Raw genomic sequence first — 20,924 nt, forward strand, 5'->3', positions numbered from 1 at the left:
CGGAACCGAGAATCTAATGAGTGACTATAAGAATACCCTGAACTTGCCTGAAACAGGGTTCCCGATGCGCGGCGATCTGGCTAAGCGTGAACCTGACATGCTGAAACGTTGGTATGAGCAGGATCTGTACGGGATTATTCGTGCGGCCAAGAAAGGTAAAAAGACCTTTATTTTGCACGATGGCCCTCCTTATGCGAACGGCAACATTCACATTGGTCACTCTGTTAACAAAATTCTCAAAGATATTATTATTAAATCGAAAGGAATGGCTGGCTATGACTCACCTTATATTCCAGGTTGGGACTGCCACGGCCTGCCGATCGAGTTAAAAGTTGAACAGTTAATTGGCAAGCCGGGCGACAAAGTCAGCGCCGCAGAATTCCGTACCGCCTGCCGTAAATATGCCGCTGAACAGGTTGAAGGCCAGAAGAAAGATTTCATCCGCTTGGGTGTGTTGGGCGATTGGGACCATCCTTACCTGACGATGGATTTCAAAACTGAAGCCAACATCATTCGTGCATTAAGCAAAATCATTGATAACGGTCATCTGCACAAAGGTGCGAAGCCGGTGCATTGGTGTACCGATTGCGGTTCGTCACTGGCTGAAGCTGAAGTCGAATATTACGACAAAACCTCGCCTTCCATTGATGTGCGCTTTAATGCCGTCGATTCAGCCGCAGTGAGTGCCAAATTTGGCGTAGCTAATGCTAATGGCCCGATTTCACTGGTTATCTGGACCACCACGCCGTGGACCTTGCCTGCAAACCGCGCAATCTCACTGAACGCCGAATACATTTATCAGTTGGTACAGATTGAAGGTGAATGCCTGATTCTGGCAGAAGATCTGGTTGAGAGTGTCATGAAGCGCGCTGGCATTGCTGAGTGGACGGTATTGGGTAGCTGCAAAGGTTCTGATCTGGAACTGCTGCGCTTCAATCACCCGTTTATGGGCTTCGATGTTCCAGCAATCTTGGGCGATCATGTCACACTGGATGCTGGTACTGGCGCAGTTCATACCGCACCAGGCCACGGCCCAGATGACTTTGTTATCGGCCAGAAATACGGTCTGGAAGTGGCCAACCCGGTTGGCCCGAACGGTTGCTATCTGGCAGGGACTTACCCAACGCTGGACGGCCTGTTTGTCTTTAAAGCTAATGACATCATTGTTGAGTTGCTGCGCGAAAAAGGCGCATTGCTGAAAGTTGAAAAACTGGTTCACAGCTACCCGTGCTGCTGGCGTCACAAAACACCGATCATCTTCCGTGCCACACCGCAGTGGTTTATCAGCATGGATCAAAAAGGTTTGCGTAAGCAGTCGTTGGAAGAGATCAAAGGCGTGCAGTGGATCCCCGATTGGGGCCAGGCGCGTATCGAAACCATGGTGGCAAACCGCCCAGACTGGTGTATTTCGCGCCAGCGTACCTGGGGTGTGCCAATGTCTCTGTTTGTGCATAAAGAGACGGAAGCGCTTCATCCACGCAGCACTGAGCTAATGGAAGAAGTTGCCAAGCGTGTAGAGCAAGACGGTATTCAGGCCTGGTGGGATCTGGACACTGCGGAAATTTTGGGTGCGGATGCCGCCGATTACGTCAAAGTACCAGACACCTTGGATGTATGGTTCGATTCCGGCTCAACTCATTCCTCCGTGGTTGACGATCGCCCAGAGTTTGGTGGTCATAGCCCAGATATGTATCTGGAAGGTTCTGACCAGCACCGTGGTTGGTTTATGTCGTCACTGATGATTGCGACTGCGATGAAGGGTAAAGCGCCTTATCGTCAGGTGTTGACTCATGGTTTCACCGTGGATGGTCAGGGGCGTAAAATGTCCAAATCCATCGGTAACACCATCAGCCCGCAAGATGTGATGAATAAATTGGGTGGCGACATCCTGCGCCTGTGGGTGGCATCAACTGATTATACTGGCGAGATTGCTGTTTCGGATGAGATTCTGAAACGCTCTGCTGACTCGTACCGTCGTATCCGTAACACTGCGCGCTTCTTGCTGGCTAACCTGAATGGATTTGATCCGGCGTTGGATCAGGTGAAACCAGAAGAGATGGTGGTGGTAGACCGCTGGGCTGTAGGCCGTGCGCAAGCGGCGCAAGCCGAGATTATGGCAGCGTACGAAAACTACGACTTCCACTTGGTAGTGCAGCGCCTGATGCAGTTCTGTTCAGTTGAGATGGGTTCTTTCTACCTCGATATCATTAAAGACCGTCAGTACACCGCGAAAGGCGACAGCGTTGCACGTCGTAGCTGTCAGACCGCGCTGTTCCATATTGCTGAAGCTTTGGTTCGCTGGATGGCTCCAATCATGTCCTTCACCGCAGATGAAATCTGGAATCAACTGCCAGGTGAACGTCCGCAATACGTCTTCACAGAAGAGTGGTATGACGGTCTGTTTGGCTTGGCTGGTGATGAGGGGATGAACGATACTTTTTGGGCCGAGCTACTGAAAGTACGTGGCGAAGTAAACAAAGTATTGGAACAGGCCCGCAGTGATAAGCGCATTGGTGGTTCATTGGAAGCGGCAGTCACCCTGTTCGCGGAGCCTGAGCTGGCGGCACGTTTGAACAGTTTGCAAGATGAGCTGCGTTTTGTCTTGCTGACCTCGGCTGCGAAAGTGGCCGCCTATGCTGAGGCGGGTGATGATGCCCAGCAAAGCGAACTGATTGCCGGGTTGAAATTACCTTTAATAAGGCTGACGGTGAGAAGTGCCCGCGTTGCTGGCATTATACTCAAGACGTCGGTTTGGTAGCGGAACATGCAGAACTGTGCGGCCGCTGTGTCACTAACGTAGCCGGTAACGGTGAAGAGCGTAAGTTCGCCTGATGAGTAAATCGATGTGTTCGACCGGATTACGCTGGTTGTGGCTGGCGGTAGCGGTGATAATTCTCGATCTTGGCAGCAAACAGTGGGTCATGACCCACTTTGCCTTGTATGAATCAATCCCGCTAATCCCTTTTTTCAACCTGACCTACGCACAGAATTTTGGCGCGGCATTTAGCTTTCTGGCAGATAAAAGTGGTTGGCAACGTTGGTTCTTTGCAGGAGTCGCTATCGGCATCTCTATAGTATTGATGGTGCTGATGTATCGCTCTACTGCAAAACAGCGTCTGCTGAACTGCGCTTATGCCCTGATTATCGGTGGCGCATTAGGTAATCTGTTCGATCGCATGGTGCATGGCGCAGTGATCGACTTTATTGATTTCCACGTCAACGGCTGGCATTTCCCAACATTTAACATCGCTGATATAGCAATTTGTATCGGTGCTGCGTTGGTGATATTCGAAGGCTTTTTAAGCCCGGCTGAGAAAACGGCGATAGACAAAGGTGAGTGAGATGTTAGAGCAAGAACAAGGCTATCAAGTAAAAGAAAATAGTGCCGTATTGGTGCATTTCACTTTGAAGCTGGAAGATGGCTCTACGGCAGAATCGACCCATATTCATGGGAAACCCGCGTTATTTCGGTTAGGTGATAACAGCCTTTCCGATGCGCTGGAGCAACAGTTGATAGGCTTAAAGGTAGGTGACAAGCACACTTTTAGCTTGCAGCCTGAGGATGCCTTTGGTGTGGAAAGCCCTGATTTGATTCAGTACTTTACACAGCGCGATTTTGCGCAAACCGGTGTTCCTGATGCCGGGACTATCATGTTGTTTACCACTCGTGACGGCAGTGAAATGCCAGGTGTGGTGCGGGAAGTTGCAGAAGAGTCGATTACTGTTGATTTTAATCACCCGTTGGCTGGGCACATCGTCAGCTTTGACATTGAAGTGCTGGAGATTGACCCCCGACAGGAGGTAATACATGCAGATATTGCTGGCTAATCCACGCGGCTTTTGTGCCGGGGTTGATCGGGCTATCAGTATTGTTGAACGCGCCATTGAAATGTATGGCGCGCCAATCTATGTGCGTCACGAAGTGGTGCATAACCGCTACGTGGTCGACAGCTTACGTGGCCGCGGAGCTATCTTTATTGAGGAAATCTCAGAGGTGCCCGATGGCTCCATTTTGATTTTCTCGGCTCACGGCGTGTCGCAGGCGGTCCGTGCCGAAGCCCGTGCGCGTAAATTGACTATGCTGTTTGACGCCACCTGCCCATTAGTGACCAAAGTCCATATGGAGGTTGCGCGTGCCAGCCGTAAGGGTAAAGAAGCCATTCTGATTGGCCACGCGGGGCACCCAGAAGTGGAAGGGACGATGGGGCAATACAGTAACCCACAAGGGGGAATGTATCTGGTCGAGTCACCTAATGATGTCTGGCAGTTGAAGGTTAAAGATGAGAGTAATCTGTGCTTTATGACGCAGACCACTTTGTCTGTTGACGATACTTCAGCGATTATCGATGCTTTGCATCAGCGTTTTCCAAAGATAGTCGGCCCGCGTAAAGATGATATCTGTTATGCCACCACTAACCGGCAAGAAGCGGTACGTGATCTCGCCAATGATGCCGATGTTGTCCTGGTGGTTGGTTCGAAAAACTCGTCTAACTCCAACCGTTTGGCTGAACTGGCCCAGCGGATGGGTAAACCTGCTTATCTGATTGATTCTGCTGCTGATATTCAGGACGCCTGGCTGCACGGCGCGGCACGCATAGGCGTCACTGCTGGAGCATCTGCACCGGATATTCTGGTGCAACAAGTGATTGCACGCTTGCAAGCGCTCGGTGCTGGCGAGTCAATTGAGCTGACGGGGCGCGAAGAGAGTATTGTCTTTGAAGTCCCTAAAGAGTTGCGTGTTGATGTGAAGCAGATCGACTAACTCATGTGTGAATTCAGTGTTAAAAAGCAGCCGCAGTGGCTGCTTTTTTTATGGCTGTATATCGTTACAACTGCATGAGTATGCGAAATAACTATACGGTGAGAAATTAAGCGTTATGATCCGTATCGAATTGAATATGGCATTTTTATCTCACTGAAATTCATCAGATAACGGATTGAATAAGGTTGTGTAAGGTAATGAGAGGTTTCACTGATAAAAACGAGCGTATATCATTTTTTTCTAATACAGATTAAATAGGCTGGCAGAGTCCTTAACGGGCAGCTAATCTGAACCCTGCTCAGGATAGATGACACAATATTAAGAGGGTTTATGACTGATTCAACAATTCGAATTGCTGTGGTTGGTGCGGGTGGGCGCATGGGACGGCAACTTATTCAGGCCGTGGCACAGAGCGAAGGTGTGGTGCTGGGAGCCGCCATTGAGCGAGTAGGTTCTACTTTGGTCGGCAGTGATGCGGGCGAGTTGGCCGGTATTGGTATGTTGAATGTCACGGTAAGCGATGATGTATCCAAGGTAACGGATCATTTCGATGTTTTGATCGACTTTACCCGCCCTGAAGGCACGCTGGAACATTTAGCCATTTGCCGTAAGTGGCGCAAAGCGATGGTGATTGGTACCACTGGCTTTGATGAGGCAGGTAAGGCTGCTATCCAAGAGGCTACGGCTGATATCGGCATCGTATTCGCGGCTAACTTTAGTGTTGGGGTCAATGTGGTGCTTAAGCTGCTTGAGAAGGCGGCCAAAGTGATGGGTGATTACACCGATATTGAAATTATTGAAGCGCATCATCGCCATAAAGTGGATGCGCCGTCAGGTACTGCTTTGGCGATGGGCGAAGCAATTGCCGATTCGTTAGGCTGGTCATTGAAGGATTGCGCGGTTTATAGCCGTGAAGGCCATACCGGTGAGCGCAAACCAGGGACTATCGGTTTCGCGACCGTACGTGCTGGCGATATCGTCGGGGAGCATACCGCCATGTTTGCTGATATTGGCGAGCGGGTTGAGATCACTCATAAAGCCACCAGTCGTATGACTTTTGCCAATGGCGCGGTTAAATCAGCCCTTTGGGTCTCTGAGCGTGATAATGGCTTGTTTGACATGCGTGATGTACTGAATCTGAACGAACTTTAACGGTATAAAGTAAAATCAGCGATGTGGTGATTTTGTATCATAATGGTTTGATAATAGGGCAATATTTTATTGTCCTTTTTTGTTTTATTACTTAAATGGGTATTTTGTGTGTTTTTTATTTATGACATCTATTTTATCATGTTTTATGGTATTTTAACCCTCTAAAGCTCTCCATTAATCGCTATATCTTGTTTTCACTGCCGCAAAACGATATTTCTTGATGACTCACCCTCGCAACCGTTTACTATGTTAAGTTAGCTTGTGTTTTTACCTCGATAAACCACTCAATTTAATGAAAACGGTAAAAAACAGAGAAAAAATGGCACTTTGGCTAGACAAAAGCGTCACCCATCATTAAAATGCGCCCAATTTGCCAAAAATTAGCTTTGAGAGCGGTTTTTGCATTGATTTAGATCGCTAGATGTGAATTAATATGCAAGTAATGTGACTGTTTATTCCCCTGGAGGATGTTTTGATTAAGTCAGCGCTATTGGTTCTCGAAGACGGAACCCAATTTCACGGTCGGGCCATCGGGGCAGAGGGTACGGCAGTGGGGGAAGTGGTCTTCAATACGTCGATGACCGGTTATCAAGAAATCCTCACTGATCCTTCCTACTCCCGCCAGATCGTTACTCTTACTTATCCTCATATCGGCAATGTCGGCACCAATGCCTCCGATGAAGAATCCTCCGCAGTACACGCCCAAGGTCTGGTTATTCGCGACCTGCCATTGATTGCCAGCAACTACCGTAATGAAGAAGGCTTGGCTGAGTATCTCAAACGTCACAACATTGTGGCGATTGCGGATATTGATACCCGCAAGCTGACGCGTTTGCTGCGTGAGAAAGGGGCACAAAACGGCTGCATTATTGTGGGTGACTTGTCTGATGCCGCATTGGCGCTAGAAAAAGCGAAAGCATTCCCCGGCTTGAAGGGAATGGATTTGGCAAAAGAAGTCACCACCCAAGAGCGTTATGACTGGCTGCAAGGCAGTTGGACACTGGAAGGCGACCTACCGGCGGCGAAGCAACCAGAAGATTTGCCGTTCCATGTAGTGGCTTACGATTATGGCGTGAAACGCAATATCCTGCGCATGTTGGTGGACCGAGGTTGCCGTCTGACAGTCGTTCCGGCACAGACTCCGGCGGAAGAAGTTTTGAAACTCAATCCGGATGGTATCTTCTTATCCAACGGTCCGGGCGACCCTGAGCCATGTGATTATGCTATCGCTGCCATTAAACGTTTTCTGGAAACCGACATTCCGGTATTCGGCATTTGCTTAGGCCACCAATTACTGGCACTCGCCAGTGGTGCCAAAACGGTAAAAATGAAGTTTGGTCACCACGGTGGTAACCATCCGGTGAAAGATTTGGATGCCAATTGCGTGATGATCACCGCGCAGAACCACGGTTTTGCGGTAGATGAAACCTCATTGCCATCCAACCTGCGCACTACGCATGTGTCCTTATTTGATGGTTCCCTGCAAGGGATTCACCGTACCGATAAAGCCGCTTTCAGCTTCCAGGGACATCCGGAAGCCAGCCCAGGCCCGCACGATGCAGCCCCACTGTTCGATCATTTTATTGAGCTGATTGAAGCTTATCGCGCCACCGCTAGCCATACCAATAAATAATCAGGAGCGTCAAACCATGCCAAAACGTACAGATATAAAAAGCATCCTGATTCTGGGCGCTGGCCCGATTGTTATCGGCCAGGCCTGTGAGTTTGACTACTCCGGTGCTCAGGCTTGTAAAGCGCTGCGTGAAGAGGGTTACCGCGTTATCTTGGTAAACTCTAATCCTGCCACAATCATGACTGACCCGGAAATGGCTGATGCAACTTATATCGAGCCGATTCACTGGGAAGTGGTGCGCAAAATCATTGAAAAAGAGCGCCCAGACGCAGTATTGCCAACTATGGGCGGCCAAACCGCACTGAACTGCGCACTAGAATTGGAGCGTCAAGGAGTGCTGGCTGAATTCGGTGTCACCATGATTGGTGCCACCGCCGATGCTATTGATAAAGCCGAAGACCGCCGTCGTTTTGATATTGCGATGAAGAAAATTGGTTTGGATACTGCGCGTTCAGGTATTGCACATAACATGGAAGAAGCGCTGGCTGTTGCGGCTGATGTCGGCTTCCCCTGTATTATCCGCCCATCCTTTACTATGGGTGGCTCCGGTGGCGGCATCGCGTATAACCGCGAAGAGTTTGAAGAGATCTGCGAACGCGGGCTGGATTTATCACCCACTAAAGAGTTGTTGATCGATGAGTCACTGATTGGCTGGAAAGAGTATGAGATGGAAGTTGTGCGTGATAAAAACGACAACTGCATCATCGTCTGCTCAATTGAAAACTTCGATGCGATGGGCATCCATACCGGTGATTCCATCACTGTGGCACCGGCTCAGACGCTGACCGACAAAGAATACCAAATTATGCGTAATGCCTCGATGGCCGTGCTGCGTGAAATCGGCGTAGAAACCGGTGGCTCCAACGTGCAGTTCTCGGTTAACCCGAAAAATGGCCGTTTGATTATTATTGAAATGAACCCACGCGTGTCTCGCTCCTCCGCTCTGGCCTCTAAAGCCACCGGCTTCCCGATTGCCAAGATTGCCGCCAAGCTGGCCGTGGGTTATACGCTGGATGAATTGATGAATGACATCACTGGTGGCCGCACGCCGGCCTCTTTTGAGCCATCCATCGACTACGTTGTGACTAAAATTCCGCGGTTTAACTTCGAAAAGTTTGCTGGTGCCAATGACCGCCTGACCACCCAGATGAAGTCCGTCGGCGAAGTAATGGCGATTGGCCGCACTTTGCAGGAATCACTGCAAAAAGCACTGCGCGGATTGGAAGTGGGTGCGACCGGTTTTGACCCGAAAGTGAGTTTAGATGATCCGGAAGCGCTGACCAAAATTCGCCGCGAACTGAAAGAAGCGGGTTCTGACCGTATCTGGTATATCGCCGATGCTTTCCGTGCTGGTATGTCAGTTGATGGTGTTTTCAATCTGACCAATGTAGACCGCTGGTTCCTGGTGCAGATTGAAGAGCTGGTCCGGCTGGAAGAGAGTGTAGCGGAGTGCGGTATTAATGGCTTGAATACTGAATTCATGCGCCAGTTGAAGCGCAAAGGTTTCGCTGACTCCCGACTGGCAAAACTGGTGGGCGCAACGGAAGGTGAAGTGCGCAAATTGCGTTACAAGCACGGCTTGCATCCGGTTTACAAACGCGTTGATACCTGTGCGGCTGAATTTTCGACTGATACCGCCTATATGTATTCAACCTACGAGGAAGAGTGTGAATCCAACCCAACCCGTGACCGCCCGAAAATTATGGTGCTGGGTGGTGGGCCGAACCGTATTGGTCAGGGGATTGAATTCGACTATTGCTGCGTACACGCGTCACTGGCGCTGCGTGAAGACGGTTATGAGACCATCATGGTGAACTGTAACCCTGAGACGGTTTCGACTGACTACGATACCTCTGATCGCCTCTACTTTGAGTCAGTCACACTGGAAGATGTGCTGGAAATCGTGCGTATCGAGAAGCCACAAGGCGTTATCGTGCAATACGGTGGCCAGACGCCATTGAAATTGGCCCGTGAATTGGAAGCTGCCGGTGTGCCGATTATCGGTACCAGCCCGGATGCGATTGATCGCGCCGAAGACCGCGAGCGTTTCCAACAGGCGGTAAACCGTTTGGGTCTGAAACAACCGGCTAACGCCACGGTAGCGACTATCGAGCAAGCAGTTGAAAAAGCGGCAGGTCTGGGTTATCCGCTAGTGGTTCGCCCCTCTTATGTGTTGGGTGGCCGCGCAATGGAAATCGTCTATGACGAAGTTGACCTGCGCCGTTACTTCCAAAATGCTGTCAGTGTGTCAAATGATGCGCCAGTGCTGCTGGATCGCTTCCTTGATGATGCGGTAGAAGTCGATGTGGATGCCATTTGTGACGGTGAGCGTGTGTTGATTGGCGGCATTATGGAGCACATCGAGCAAGCAGGGGTTCACTCCGGTGACTCAGCCTGTTCATTGCCCGCTTACACTCTGAGTAAAGAAATTCAGGATGTGATGCGCCAGCAAGTGGAAAAACTGGCCTTTGAGTTGTGTGTTCGCGGCTTGATGAACGTGCAATTTGCGGTGAAGAACAATGAGGTTTACCTGATTGAGGTTAACCCGCGAGCCGCCCGTACTGTGCCATTCGTGTCTAAAGCCACTGGGATGCCACTGGCAAAAATTGCCGCCCGCGTGATGGTGGGGCAGACATTGGCACAGCAAGGTGTTCTGGAAGAGATTATTCCGCCTTACTATTCGGTCAAAGAAGTGGTGCTGCCATTCAATAAATTCCCCGGTGTCGATCCGATTTTAGGGCCAGAAATGCGCTCTACCGGTGAAGTTATGGGGGTTGGTCGTACCTTTGCCGAAGCTTTCTCTAAAGCGATGCTGGGCAGTCAATCTGGTATGAAAAAGAGTGGTCGTGCGCTGTTATCCGTGCGCGAGGGCGATAAGCATCGGGTCGTTGACTTAGCAGCGAAGTTGCTAAAACAGGGCTTTGAACTGGATGCCACGCACGGCACTGCGGTGGTGTTGGGCGAGGCTGGGATAAATCCACGTCTGGTCAACAAGGTGCATGAAGGCCGTCCACACATTCAGGACCGTATCAAGAATGGTGAATACACTTATATTGTGAATACCACGGCCGGGCGTCAGGCGATTGAAGACTCCAAACTGATCCGCCGCAGTGCGCTGCAATATAAAGTGCATTACGACACCACTTTGAATGGTGGCTTTGCCACGGCAATGGCGCTGAATGCGGACCCTACCGAGCAAGTGACTTCAGTGCAAGAAATGCATGCCAAGATTAAGAAGATGAAAGGTTAATCTTCGGCATAAATAGCAGGGCGATGGTGACATCGCCCTGAGTTTATTGACAAAGTGCTCGCAGCGGTGAGGACAGGCAGATCGTAAAGACGCCGTAAAATCGTCCCTGATGGCTCGAGCCGCGCCATCCCTGACGCGGACGCTTTACTCTTCTGCCTGTCCTCACCACCTGAGATCGAGTCGTCGAGGTTTGTCAGCAGTCTGCGGGCGATGGAAACATCGCCCTTTTTTATGCTTATTATTTATAAAATCGCGCTTTTTACTCGCCGATACAGTGTTTCTTATGCGCAGAAGTATTATTCATAAACGATAGTATTGTTTATAAACAACATTGGTGAAGATCAATGTTCATGCGGGTTGTGAGGAGTAGCTTATAGTCCGGCGGCTCACCGCCGGTTTAACTAGCTTAAAGCGACTTTGATACCCAACCCAATTAATAGTCCACCCAGTAATTTATCGACAACTTTTTGTGCTTTTGCCAAACCACGGCGCACTGGCGCACTTTGGATTAAAATCACCAGCAGCGGCCACCAGATAACGGCAAGTACCCAAATGATTGAGGCGTACCACAGTTTTCACCCACGCCAGAGTTAATCTGTAATATTTGTGTGAAAACGGCGAGGAAGAAGAGAGTCGCTTTGGGATTCAATAGATTGCAAAGGTATCCCTGCCAAAATGCGGCTTTCAGTGTGATGGGGGATAGCGTGGTGTTGTCGATGCTGAGTTTACTTTCGCCACGCGACAGCAGCGCCTGAATACCAATCCAGATCAAATAGCAGGCTCCGGCATATTTCAGAAAATTGAACAGCCACGGCGTGGTGGTAATAACCACTGCCAGGCCAGCCACGCAATAAGACATATGGGTGGCAACACCCAAAATGACGCCGAGCGCTGTCATCATTGCAGCAGGGCGGCGATAGCGGGCCGCATTTTTGATCACCAGAAAGAAATCCGGGCCGGGGGAGAGCATTCCCAATGTAGCCAGGGTCGCGACGAACAAAGAAGTTTCAAGCATCAGAATTACCGATTGAGAATGGTGCGTTCTGGCGATGATAACGCCACTGAGCTTTTCTCGCATTATTCTTATTGGTTATTTACGGCAGTTTGGTTGTTTGTAGTGATGGGGTTAAAGCGATTTTTTCCTTTTTGACGGATAGTGATGCACAAATATGAACCTGGACAATGTAATAAGCAGTAATGTTTCGCATCAACAGCAGCGAGAAATTACGCGGTTGTGCATCAAATGCGCACTCTTGTTGTTGCAGCATGGGGCAGAAAGTATGCTGGTTGAGCAGTTGTCCGCGCGGCTTGGGATGGCGCTGGGCATGGACAGCGTGGAGAGTTCTATTTCGGCTAACGCAGTGGTGCTGACCACCATTAGTCAGGGGAATTGCCTGACATCCACCCGCAAAAATACTGACCGTGGTATCAATATGCATGTTGTGACGGAGGTACAGCATATTGTGATCATGGCGGAACATCGTTTGTTGGATGCAAAAGATGTGGAAAAACGCTTTGAGCATATCAAGCCTTTGCGTTACCCACGTTGGTTGGTAGTGGTGATGGTTGCCTTATCATGTGGCTGTTTTAGCAAGTTAAATGGTGGCGGTTGGGATGCGTTTTCCATCACTTTTTTGGCTAGTGGGCTGGCGATGTTTGTGCGCCAGAGCCTGACGGCTCGTCATATGAATCCGCTGATTAATTTTTGTATCACCGCTTTTGTCGCGACCTCTGTTTCTGGGCTGTTAATGCGCTTACCGTTTTTCCATGAGGCATCCAGTGTGGCGATGGCCGCTAGCGTGTTGTTATTAGTGCCAGGTTTTCCGTTGATCAATGCGGTCGCCGATATGTTTAAAGGGCATGTTAATACCGGCCTGGCCCGCTGGGCTATGGCAAGCTTATTAACGTTATCAACCTGCATTGGGGTGATATTCGCAATGGCACTGTGGGGATTGCGGGGGTGGTCGTGAGTTTACTCTGGGCATTACTACAAGACATGGTGCTGGCCGCTATTCCGGCGCTGGGTTTTGCGATGGTTTTTAATGTGCCGGTGCGAGCATTACGTTATTGCGCACTCTTGGGGGCGGTTGGTCATGGCTCGCGTATGCTGATGATTCATTTCGGCATGAATATCGAAATGGCTTCATTACTCGCTTCAATATTGATCGGAGTGATAGGAATCAACTGGTCACGTTGGTTGCTGGCACACCCAAAAGTTTTCACTGTTGCCGCCGTCATTCCGATGTTTCCTGGGATTTCAGCCTATACCGCGATGATATCCGTGGTGGAAATTTCTCACCTAGGCTACAGCGAGGAATTGATGTCTACTATGGTGACCAATTTCTTGAAAGCGTCATTTATCGTTGGTGCGTTGTCGATCGGTTTATCTTTGCCAGGATTATGGTTATATCGCAAACGTCCTGGTGTATAAGGTTTTTTTTCTTCTCTGTTATTGTCTCGGGCTAAGAGCAATCTTATATGTGTGATTAGCCTGCTTATCGCTATCGACGCTTGATTAGGCTTTACGTATAGTGTGAGCAATTTTTCGGTACTGGCTCTTGCAGCCTACAGGGTTTAAACATGATTATCAGCCTGATCGCTGCGTTGGCAGCGGATCGCATTATTGGTATGGAAAACGCCATGCCGTGGCACTTACCGGCTGATTTAGCCTGGTTCAAACGTAATACGCTAAATAAACCGGTAATTATGGGGCGTAAGACCTTCGAATCAATTGGTCGCCCGCTACCGGGGCGGTTGAATATTGTTATTAGCAGCCAACCTGGAACTGATGACCGAGTGACGTGGGCAAGCTCAATTGAGCAAGCGCTCACTTTAGCTGGCGATACAGAAGAAGTCATGGTGATGGGGGGCGGGCGTGTCTATAAGCAATTTTTAGGCCGCGCTAATCGTATGTATCTTACACATATTGATGCTGAGGTGGGGGGCGATACCCATTTCCCTGATTATGAGCCTGATGAATGGGAAAGTACCTTCAGTGAGTTCCACGATGCAGATAACGCGAATTCGCACAGTTATTGCTTCGAGATCCTTGAGAGACGCTAATTGTTGCTGCCATCTAAAATTTAAAAGCCTGTTTATTAACAGGCTTTTTTTAATCCTTAGTGCCTGGTTATTTATATATTACAAGTAACTAGTGGGATCTTTTGCTGCTGCGGCTATTTCATCAGCGTTGGTTATTTCAGCCTCGACTTTAAAAGCATGTTGCGTGAAATAACGTTTATCTTCCCAGCGTAACAGCGTTAAATCGCCTCCCCAGCAGCAACCGGTATCCAGCCCATAAATGCCCTCAGGGACACCTTTACCTTCCAGTGATGCCCAGTGACCAAAAATAATTGAATACTCAGGGGAGACGCGTCTTGGTAGATCAAACCACGGCTTGAGTGGGGCTGGGGCATTTTCTGGCGTATCTTTACAGATCATATCCAGTTGCCCGTTAGGGAAACAATAGCGCATCCGGGTCAGTGCATTGGTGCTAAACCGTAAACGCGCCAGCCCGGATAGCTCTGGAGACCAGTTATTTGGCATATCGCCATACATGGCGTCGAGAAACAACGGATAGCTGTCACTGCTTAATACCGCCTCTACTTCACGCGCGCACATTTGGGCCGTTTCGATATCCCATTGTGGTGAGATACCCGCATGAGCCATGATTATTTTTAAATTATCATCGACTTGTAATACTGGCTGGCGACGCAGCCAATTAATCAGCTCATCAGCGTCAGGTGCTTCAAGTAAGGGCGTAATATGATCTTTGGGTTTATTGCGGCTAATACCCGCGTACACCGCCAGTAAATGTATGTCGTGGTTACCCAGCACCATGCGAACCGATGGCCCTAATGAGCGTACATAGCGCAAGACATCCAGTGAAGCGGGGCCACGGGCGACTAAATCGCCGGTTAGCCATAATGTATCTTGCTGCGGATCGAAGTTGACTTGCGCGAGTAGCGCCAGCAATTCATCAAGGCAGCCATGAACATCGCCAATAAGATAAGTAGACATAATTGATAGGTCAGGTTAATGGATCAGTGCTGGGATCGCTAAACGGAACACCGGAATCGCAGTACGGAAAGCCTGACCGAGGTGGTCAACCATCTCATAATGCCCTTCCATGGTACCCAGAGGCGTTTCCAGAACCGCGCCGCTGGTGTATTGGAACTCATTACCTGGCAGGATCAACGGCTGCTCGCCGATAACCCCTTCACCCTGAACTTCAGTTTGGCGGCCATTGCTATTGGTAATTAACCAATAGCGGCCAATCAGTTGCACCTTTGAACGGCCCAGATTACGAATCGTCACAGTATAGGCGAAGACGAAACGCTCCTCTTCAGGTATCGATTGGGTTTCCACATAGATACTTTGCACCTGTACACAAACGCGGGGCTGTTCAATCATAGCGTGCTCCTGCTTATTCTTGCGATGTCGATTGAGCTGAAAGCCAGTTTGCCAGCTTACAGTACTGCGCTACCGAAATATTCTCTGCCCGCAGTATTGGGTCAATACCTAATTCGATTAGCTGCTCTGAGGTGAATAAATCACCCAAGCTGTTACGCACGGTTTTTCTGCGCTGGTTGAAAGCTTGTGTAGTAATACGGGTAAGCATCCGCACATCACCCACCGGATTTGGCATGTTCACATGCGGGATAAGGCGTACCACTGCGGAGTCAACTTTAGGGGCTGGGGTAAATGCCGTTGGCGGTACTTCCAGCACAGGAATGACGTTGCAATAGTATTGCGCCATGACTGTAAGACGACCATAAGCTTTACTGTTAGGGCCGGCAACCAAGCGGTTAACAACCTCTTTTTGCAACATGAAATGCATGTCGTGAATAGCATTAGTATAGCTGAAAAGATGGAACATTAGCGGCGTTGAGATGTTGTATGGCAAGTTACCAAACACCCGTAACGACTGCCCTGCCTGCTCCGCCAACTCGGAAAAGTTGATTTTCATCGCATCTTCTTGATGGATAGTCAGCTTATCTTTCAGTTGTGGGTGGCTGGCCAACCGCGCCGCCAGATCGCGATCCAACTCGATCACCGTCATATGATCCATTCGTGCCGCGACGGGTTCTGTTAACGCACCTAAGCCGGGGCCAATTTCAACCACTGCTTCACCGGGAACCGGGTGAATAGCGGAGACAATGCTGTCGATGACAAACTGATCGTTTAAAAAGTTTTGTCCAAAGCGTTTGCGGGCAAAGTGCCCTTGGTGGACTCTATTATTCATTGCTGTTATTTATCATTTTAATGGCTAAATTTAATGCCGTAATGAAACTACCAACATCGGCAGTACCGGTTGCGGCGAGTTCTAAAGCGGTACCGTGATCCACAGAAGTGCGGATAAAAGGTAAACCGAGAGTGATATTGACTGCCCGACCAAATCCTTGATATTTCAGCACTGGCAGCCCTTGATCATGATACATCGCGAGGACGGCATCTGCATGTTGCAGATATTTAGGCTGAAATAGTGTATCTGCCGGTAGGGGACCGATAAGGTTAATCCCTTGTTGGCGCAGGGCATCCAACGCGGGAATAATGGTATCGATCTCTTCGTGGCCCATGTGACCACCTTCGCCCGCATGTGGATTAAGCCCACAGACATAGATTTGCGGCCGCTTAATGCCAAATTTGGTTTTCAGGTCACGGTCAAGAATAGTGATCACTTCATGCAAGCTGGCCTGAGTAATTGCACCCGGTACTTCAAACAACGGCAGGTGAGTTGTAGCCAGAGCAACGCGTAGCTCTTCTGTCGCCAACATCATCACTACCCGCGAGCAGAGGCTGCGATCAGCAAAAAATTCGGTATGCCCGATAAATGGGATGCCTGCATCATTAATAATACTTTTTTGTACCGGGCCGGTAACCAATGCGGCAAATTCGCCACTGATTGCCCCATCACAGGCTCTAGCCAGCGTCTCTACTACATAGTGGCTGTTTTTGACATCAAGCTGACCTTCTGTCACCTCAGTGGCTGTGTTCACTGGCAAGATAGTCAGTGACCCCGCGCGTTGTGGCAACGCGGGTTTATGTTGCTGATATTCATGTAGCTGTAATGGCAGGTTAAGTTTTTTAGCACGTTCAGCTAGCAAGATTGGATCAGCACACACCACTAGCTCGACAGGCCAATCCTGCTGTGCCAGCTCGATGACTAAATCCGGGCCAACCCCGGCAGGTTCGCCGGGGGTAATAACGATACGATTATTGTGGTTTTGCATCACTACCATCAAGAATTTTCACATAAGCAGCGGCACGCTGCTCTTGCATCCAGGTTTGAGCTTCTTCAGCAAACTTGCGGCTAAAGAGCATACGGTACGCCTTGTCTTTCTGCGCCGCATCTGTTTTATCTACCTGACGGGTATCGACGAGCTGAATTAAGTGCCAGCCGAATGAGGAGTGAACCGGCGCACTGATTTCGCCTTTACTCAGCTTCATTACAGCATCACGGAATGCGGGATCATAAATATCGGGTGAGGCCCAACCCAGATCACCGCCTTGCATCGCTGAACCTGGATCCTGAGAAATCTCTTTGGCAATTGTCGCAAAACTGCTTTTACCGCTCTTAATGTCCGCTGCCGCCGCTGTCAACTTGGCACGAGCCTGATCATCGGTCATCACCGGTGACGGTTTTAGCAAGATGTGGCGGGCGTGAACTTCAGTCACTGAAACCGTTTTATCTGCACCACGGATATCATTGACTTTCAGAATGTGGAAACCCACGCCAGAACGGATAGGGCCGACCACATCACCTTTATTAGCTGATTGCAGTCTTTCAGCGAACAGTGATGGCAACTCTTGTAATTTGCCCCAGCCCATCTGACCACCTTTCAGTGCCTGAGAGTCTGCGGAGTTGGCAATCGCTAATTTACCAAAATCAGCGCCGCCTTTAATCTCGGTCACCAGTCTTTTAGCCAGATCTTCAGCCTGATCAACTTGCTGCTGGGATGGATTCTCTGGCAGGGGGATCAGGATGTGGCTAAGGTTCAGTTCCGCGTCACCACTGGTTTGGTTACCCACTTGTTTGGCCAGAGATTCTACTTCCTGCGGCAGAATAGTTATCCGACGACGCACTTCGTTGTTGCGCACTTCCGATGTCAGCATTTCTTTGCGGATCTGCTCGCGGTAAGTGTCGTAGTTCAAACCATCAGCAGCCAAACGGCTACGCATTTGCGCCGCAGTCATCCGGTTTTGCGCAGCGATATCAGCAATAGCTTTATCCAGTGCTTCATCACTGATAGTTATACCCATCTTTTTCGCCATCTGTAATTGGATATTATCCATGATCAGACGCTCAAGAATTTGATGGCGCAATGTCGCATCATCTGGAACCTGTTGCCCGGACTGTTGTGCGTTCAGTTTTACTGATTGTAACAAGCCATCGACATCACTTTGTAGAACGACGCCGTTATCGACCACGGCGGCAACTTTATCAACTTCTTGCGGTGCTGCGAACGCGGTATTGGCACAGACGACCAATCCGAGAATAAGCGTTCTCCAGTTCTTCATACCTTTTCCATTTATGTAATCCGCTATCGCGGGTTAAAATTCACTGTATTCAGTGTGTTACACAGTATCAGAAAGCACTTTGATAAGGCAGAATACCTGAGCGCAGCATTTGTGCGGTACCCAGGTTGTGGTCGCTACTCAAACCACGTAATTCAATATTGAAACTGACTCTATTGTCATACTTACTGGTTTCACCTGTTGAATTCCAGCCAGTGATTTTACGTTCATAACCCAAGTTTATCGCCCAACAGCAGGTGTTGTATTGTACGCCTACTAACTGGCTGGCGGGTTGATTGGCTTTGGTATCGTAATAATAAGCACCGACCACTGCCCAGCGGTCAGCCACCGGCCAACTGGCAGTTGCACCTACCTGAGAAATACCCTGCTGATAACCAGGGTTTTTCACATTTGGCACTGCTGCCTGAATATATTCCGGGCTGGCATAACGGTAATTCAATTGAATCAACCGTTCGGCATCTTTTCTGTACTCGAAGATGGCATTGCCCTGCGTCAGGCTGCCCAGTCGGGTATCATACTGTGCACCACCTTTCAGGCCCAGTTGATCACTGATGCGCCAGAATGAATCACCTGCCCAAACCAAACTACCAGTATCATCACTGTTATCAATAGCTTCACTACTACCGGTCCGTGAACGACTAAAGTAGTAGATTTGACCTACCGAAACGTTAAAACGTTCAATCAGTGCATCATCATAAATGCGTGAGGTTAAACCGGTGGTCACCTGATTTGCAGAAGCAATGCGATCCAGGCCGCTGTAGGTACGATCACGGAACAAGCCCGAGTAGTCAGACTGCATCAGCGTGGTATCGTAAATATAGATATCATCCTGATTGCGGTAAGGCACGTAGAGGTATTGTACGCGTGGTTCGAGCGTTTGGGTAAAGCCTTTGCTCCAGTCCATTGGCCGATCGAATACCACTTTGCCATCCACTTTGAATTGTGGCATTACGCGGTTAACCGAATCTTTTAAATCAGGTACGGTTTCGTTTGGATTTTGCGTTTTATAGTAGCTGGCAAAACCGTTTGGAATATCCTGCTGATAGTGGGTTGCCAGCAGTTTGGCTTCGGTATTCAGGCTGCCCCAACCGTTGGATAATGGCAGGCTAATGGTGGGTTCGACATGGAAACGGCTGGCTTGTGGGTTATCCGGATTCACACTGGTGAATTTGACCGCCTGACCATAAACATGCATATCAAACGGGCCGACATCATTTTTATAGTAGTTCATGTCCAACTGTGGCTGGGCACGATAGGCGTTACTGTTGCCAGCGTTGGTAAAGACCTGGAACTGCTTGGAGGCCAAAGTCGCATCCCAGTTTTGGTCAGCATAACCCACACTGAAGATTTGTGTGGCATAGCCGTCAGTGGTCGAGCCGTATTGCGAGGTTAAATCAGTAAAGTAATCTGGATCACTGACTTTGGTATAGTCGATGTTGAAACGCCAAACTTTATCCATTACGCCGGAATGACCCCAGTAGTATAACCAGCGGGTAGGGTCGTCTTCTTTGCCATCTTGCCCGTGATATAAGCGGTCACTCGGTAGCCAGTCCAATGCCATCGTGCCGGAACCCGGTGCCAGCAGGTAGCGGAACTCATTCTGCCACTGCATACCACGCCGCTCCATATAATGCGGAGTAATGGTGGCATCGAAGTTTGGTGCGATGTTCCAGTAGTACGGCAGCATAAATTCGAAGCCGTTATTACTGGTGTATTTTGCATTGGGGATCAAGAAACCCGAGCGACGTTTATCGCCGACCGGCAGTTGCATATAGGGGCTGTAGAATACTGGCACTTTGCCAATTTTAAAGCGGGCATTCCAGATTTCTGCCACTTCTTCTTCGCGGTCATGAATAACTTCGGAGCCGACAACGCTCCAGCTATTATCACCCGGTAGACAAGAGGTGAATGTCCCGTTTTCCAAAATGGTGTAGCGGTTTTTGCCGCGCAATTTCATTAAATCTGCATCACCGCGACCTTGACGACCGACCATCTGATATTTGCCTTTATCCATATCAGTGTCTTTGGTATTCAAGTTGGACCAGCCTTTCGGGCCTTTCAGCTTGATTTGTGGATCGTCGTAATTAACGTCGCCGGTGGCGGTGACCGTACGCAACGGGATTGCCTCACCGGGTTTCTGCACCTGTGTCAGTTTAACCTGGTTAGCGGTCAGGGTGCTGTTACCTTGTTGGACAATAACATTGCCAGTAAACAGGGCGTTATCCGGATAATTAGCTTCGGTTTTATCCGCATTAATGCGCACCGGTAGCTGATTAGGATCGCCTGTGACCAATGGCTCATCATAGGTAGGTACGCCGAGCATACATTGCTCAGCGAGTCCGGCCAGCGATTGCTGGCTATATAGTGCCGTCCATATCAATGTGGCCAGCAGTGTTGGGAATCTTTTTTTCATACGCGGTTTCGGTGTTCCGTCATCGGGGGGCATCATGCCGGCAAACGGTCTGAGACTATATTACTCATCACAGTTGCGCTAGTGTTAAATCCGGCCGTTTACACGTCTCGTTGTTAGGCGCTGAGCTGAATGCCGAGTATGATAATGCAAATTTTGACTGACGGCATGATGAATT

At 49.4% G+C, this 20,924-nt stretch carries 15 protein-coding genes and 2 pseudogenes; 10 read left to right on the forward strand and 7 right to left on the reverse strand.

Features of this window, described 5'->3' with window-relative positions:
* Positions 1 to 16 precede the first annotated feature (16 nt).
* The 7 genes and pseudogenes from ileS (at position 17) to carB (ending at position 10,797) form a co-directional block, all read left to right on the forward strand.
* A pseudogene (ileS, locus tag YALDO0001_RS10250) lies at positions 17 to 2,832 on the forward strand (isoleucine--tRNA ligase).
* The gene (lspA, locus tag YALDO0001_RS10255) at positions 2,832 to 3,341 is read left to right on the forward strand and encodes a signal peptidase II (RefSeq protein WP_004702764.1); all 510 of its coding nucleotides are present in this window, start codon (positions 2,832 to 2,834) and stop codon (positions 3,339 to 3,341) included. The pseudogene ileS and the gene lspA overlap by 1 nt, the downstream one beginning before the upstream one ends.
* A 1-nt stretch (position 3,342) precedes the next feature.
* Complete coding sequence (gene fkpB, locus YALDO0001_RS10260) at positions 3,343 to 3,828, forward strand: FKBP-type peptidyl-prolyl cis-trans isomerase (protein ID WP_004702766.1); 486 nt, start codon at positions 3,343 to 3,345, stop codon at positions 3,826 to 3,828.
* On the forward strand, positions 3,809 to 4,762 hold the full coding sequence (ispH, locus tag YALDO0001_RS10265) for a 4-hydroxy-3-methylbut-2-enyl diphosphate reductase (RefSeq protein WP_042839742.1): 954 nt from the start codon (positions 3,809 to 3,811) through the stop codon (positions 4,760 to 4,762). The genes fkpB and ispH overlap by 20 nt, the downstream gene beginning before the upstream one ends.
* Positions 4,763 to 5,092: 330 nt before the next feature.
* On the forward strand, positions 5,093 to 5,914 hold the full coding sequence (dapB, locus tag YALDO0001_RS10270) for a 4-hydroxy-tetrahydrodipicolinate reductase (RefSeq protein ID WP_004702770.1): 822 nt from the start codon (positions 5,093 to 5,095) through the stop codon (positions 5,912 to 5,914).
* 472 nt (positions 5,915 to 6,386) lie between these two features.
* A complete protein-coding gene (carA, locus tag YALDO0001_RS10275; protein WP_042547768.1) occupies positions 6,387 to 7,547 on the forward strand; it encodes a glutamine-hydrolyzing carbamoyl-phosphate synthase small subunit in 1,161 nt (386 codons plus the stop codon).
* Between the two features lie 16 nt (positions 7,548 to 7,563).
* On the forward strand, positions 7,564 to 10,797 hold the full coding sequence (gene carB / locus YALDO0001_RS10280; RefSeq protein ID WP_004702774.1) for a carbamoyl-phosphate synthase large subunit: 3,234 nt from the start codon (positions 7,564 to 7,566) through the stop codon (positions 10,795 to 10,797).
* Between the two features lie 401 nt (positions 10,798 to 11,198).
* On the opposite strand, the pseudogene YALDO0001_RS10285 reads toward carB, so the two are convergent.
* Positions 11,199 to 11,812, reverse strand: a pseudogene (locus tag YALDO0001_RS10285) (LysE family transporter).
* Positions 11,813 to 11,966: 154 nt separating this feature from the next.
* On the opposite strand from YALDO0001_RS10285, the gene YALDO0001_RS10290 reads away from it, so the two are divergent.
* The 3 genes from YALDO0001_RS10290 to folA all read left to right on the forward strand — a co-directional run bounded on the left by YALDO0001_RS10290 (position 11,967) and on the right by folA (position 13,860).
* Positions 11,967 to 12,767, forward strand: a complete 801-nt coding sequence (locus YALDO0001_RS10290) for a threonine/serine exporter family protein (RefSeq protein WP_042839744.1) — start codon at positions 11,967 to 11,969, stop codon at positions 12,765 to 12,767.
* The gene (locus YALDO0001_RS10295) at positions 12,764 to 13,228 is read left to right on the forward strand and encodes a threonine/serine exporter (RefSeq protein ID WP_042839745.1); all 465 of its coding nucleotides are present in this window, start codon (positions 12,764 to 12,766) and stop codon (positions 13,226 to 13,228) included. The genes YALDO0001_RS10290 and YALDO0001_RS10295 overlap by 4 nt, the downstream gene beginning before the upstream one ends.
* Positions 13,229 to 13,377: 149 nt before the next feature.
* Positions 13,378 to 13,860, forward strand: coding sequence for a type 3 dihydrofolate reductase (gene folA, locus YALDO0001_RS10300; protein WP_004702785.1), 483 nt, complete (start codon positions 13,378 to 13,380; stop codon positions 13,858 to 13,860).
* Positions 13,861 to 13,938: 78 nt separating this feature from the next.
* On the opposite strand, the gene apaH is transcribed toward folA, so the two are convergent.
* The 6 genes from apaH to lptD all read right to left on the reverse strand — a co-directional run bounded on the left by apaH (position 13,939) and on the right by lptD (position 20,749).
* On the reverse strand, positions 13,939 to 14,817 hold the full coding sequence (apaH, locus tag YALDO0001_RS10305) for a bis(5'-nucleosyl)-tetraphosphatase (symmetrical) ApaH (RefSeq protein WP_004702787.1): 879 nt from the start codon (positions 14,815 to 14,817) through the stop codon (positions 13,939 to 13,941).
* Positions 14,818 to 14,832: 15 nt separating this feature from the next.
* The gene (gene apaG, locus YALDO0001_RS10310) at positions 14,833 to 15,210 is read right to left on the reverse strand and encodes a Co2+/Mg2+ efflux facilitator ApaG/CorD (RefSeq protein WP_004702789.1); all 378 of its coding nucleotides are present in this window, start codon (positions 15,208 to 15,210) and stop codon (positions 14,833 to 14,835) included.
* Between the two features lie 13 nt (positions 15,211 to 15,223).
* Positions 15,224 to 16,042, reverse strand: coding sequence for a 16S rRNA (adenine(1518)-N(6)/adenine(1519)-N(6))-dimethyltransferase RsmA (rsmA, locus tag YALDO0001_RS10315; RefSeq protein WP_042839746.1), 819 nt, complete (start codon positions 16,040 to 16,042; stop codon positions 15,224 to 15,226).
* Positions 16,035 to 17,030, reverse strand: a complete 996-nt coding sequence (gene pdxA / locus YALDO0001_RS10320; protein ID WP_042547776.1) for a 4-hydroxythreonine-4-phosphate dehydrogenase PdxA — start codon at positions 17,028 to 17,030, stop codon at positions 16,035 to 16,037. The genes rsmA and pdxA overlap by 8 nt, the downstream gene beginning before the upstream one ends.
* Complete coding sequence (gene surA, locus YALDO0001_RS10325) at positions 17,014 to 18,318, reverse strand: peptidylprolyl isomerase SurA (RefSeq protein ID WP_004702794.1); 1,305 nt, start codon at positions 18,316 to 18,318, stop codon at positions 17,014 to 17,016. The genes pdxA and surA overlap by 17 nt, the downstream gene beginning before the upstream one ends.
* A gap of 67 nt (positions 18,319 to 18,385) precedes the next feature.
* Entirely contained in the window at positions 18,386 to 20,749 is a 2,364-nt protein-coding gene (gene lptD, locus YALDO0001_RS10330) for an LPS assembly protein LptD (protein ID WP_042839747.1), read from the reverse strand.
* Positions 20,750 to 20,924: the final 175 nt, after the last annotated feature.

This window comes from Yersinia aldovae ATCC 35236, from assembly GCF_000173735.1.
GTDB lineage: Bacteria > Pseudomonadota > Gammaproteobacteria > Enterobacterales > Enterobacteriaceae > Yersinia > Yersinia aldovae.

Bases quoted from the DNA above. Each gene is read 5' to 3' on its own strand.
- lspA (WP_004702764.1), top strand. From the start codon at position 2,832: ATGAGTAAATCGATGTGTTCGACCGGATTACGCTGGTTGTGGCTGGCG.
- fkpB (WP_004702766.1), top strand. From the start codon at position 3,343: ATGTTAGAGCAAGAACAAGGCTATCAAGTAAAAGAAAATAGTGCCGTA.
- ispH (WP_042839742.1), top strand. From the start codon at position 3,809: ATGCAGATATTGCTGGCTAATCCACGCGGCTTTTGTGCCGGGGTTGAT.
- dapB (WP_004702770.1), top strand. From the start codon at position 5,093: ATGACTGATTCAACAATTCGAATTGCTGTGGTTGGTGCGGGTGGGCGC.
- carB (WP_004702774.1), top strand. From the start codon at position 7,564: ATGCCAAAACGTACAGATATAAAAAGCATCCTGATTCTGGGCGCTGGC.
- YALDO0001_RS10290 (WP_042839744.1), top strand. From the start codon at position 11,967: ATGAACCTGGACAATGTAATAAGCAGTAATGTTTCGCATCAACAGCAG.
- folA (WP_004702785.1), top strand. From the start codon at position 13,378: ATGATTATCAGCCTGATCGCTGCGTTGGCAGCGGATCGCATTATTGGT.
- apaH (WP_004702787.1), bottom strand. From the start codon at position 14,817: ATGTCTACTTATCTTATTGGCGATGTTCATGGCTGCCTTGATGAATTG.
- apaG (WP_004702789.1), bottom strand. From the start codon at position 15,210: ATGATTGAACAGCCCCGCGTTTGTGTACAGGTGCAAAGTATCTATGTG.
- rsmA (WP_042839746.1), bottom strand. From the start codon at position 16,042: ATGAATAATAGAGTCCACCAAGGGCACTTTGCCCGCAAACGCTTTGGA.
- pdxA (WP_042547776.1), bottom strand. From the start codon at position 17,030: ATGCAAAACCACAATAATCGTATCGTTATTACCCCCGGCGAACCTGCC.
- surA (WP_004702794.1), bottom strand. From the start codon at position 18,318: ATGAAGAACTGGAGAACGCTTATTCTCGGATTGGTCGTCTGTGCCAAT.
- lptD (WP_042839747.1), bottom strand. From the start codon at position 20,749: ATGAAAAAAAGATTCCCAACACTGCTGGCCACATTGATATGGACGGCA.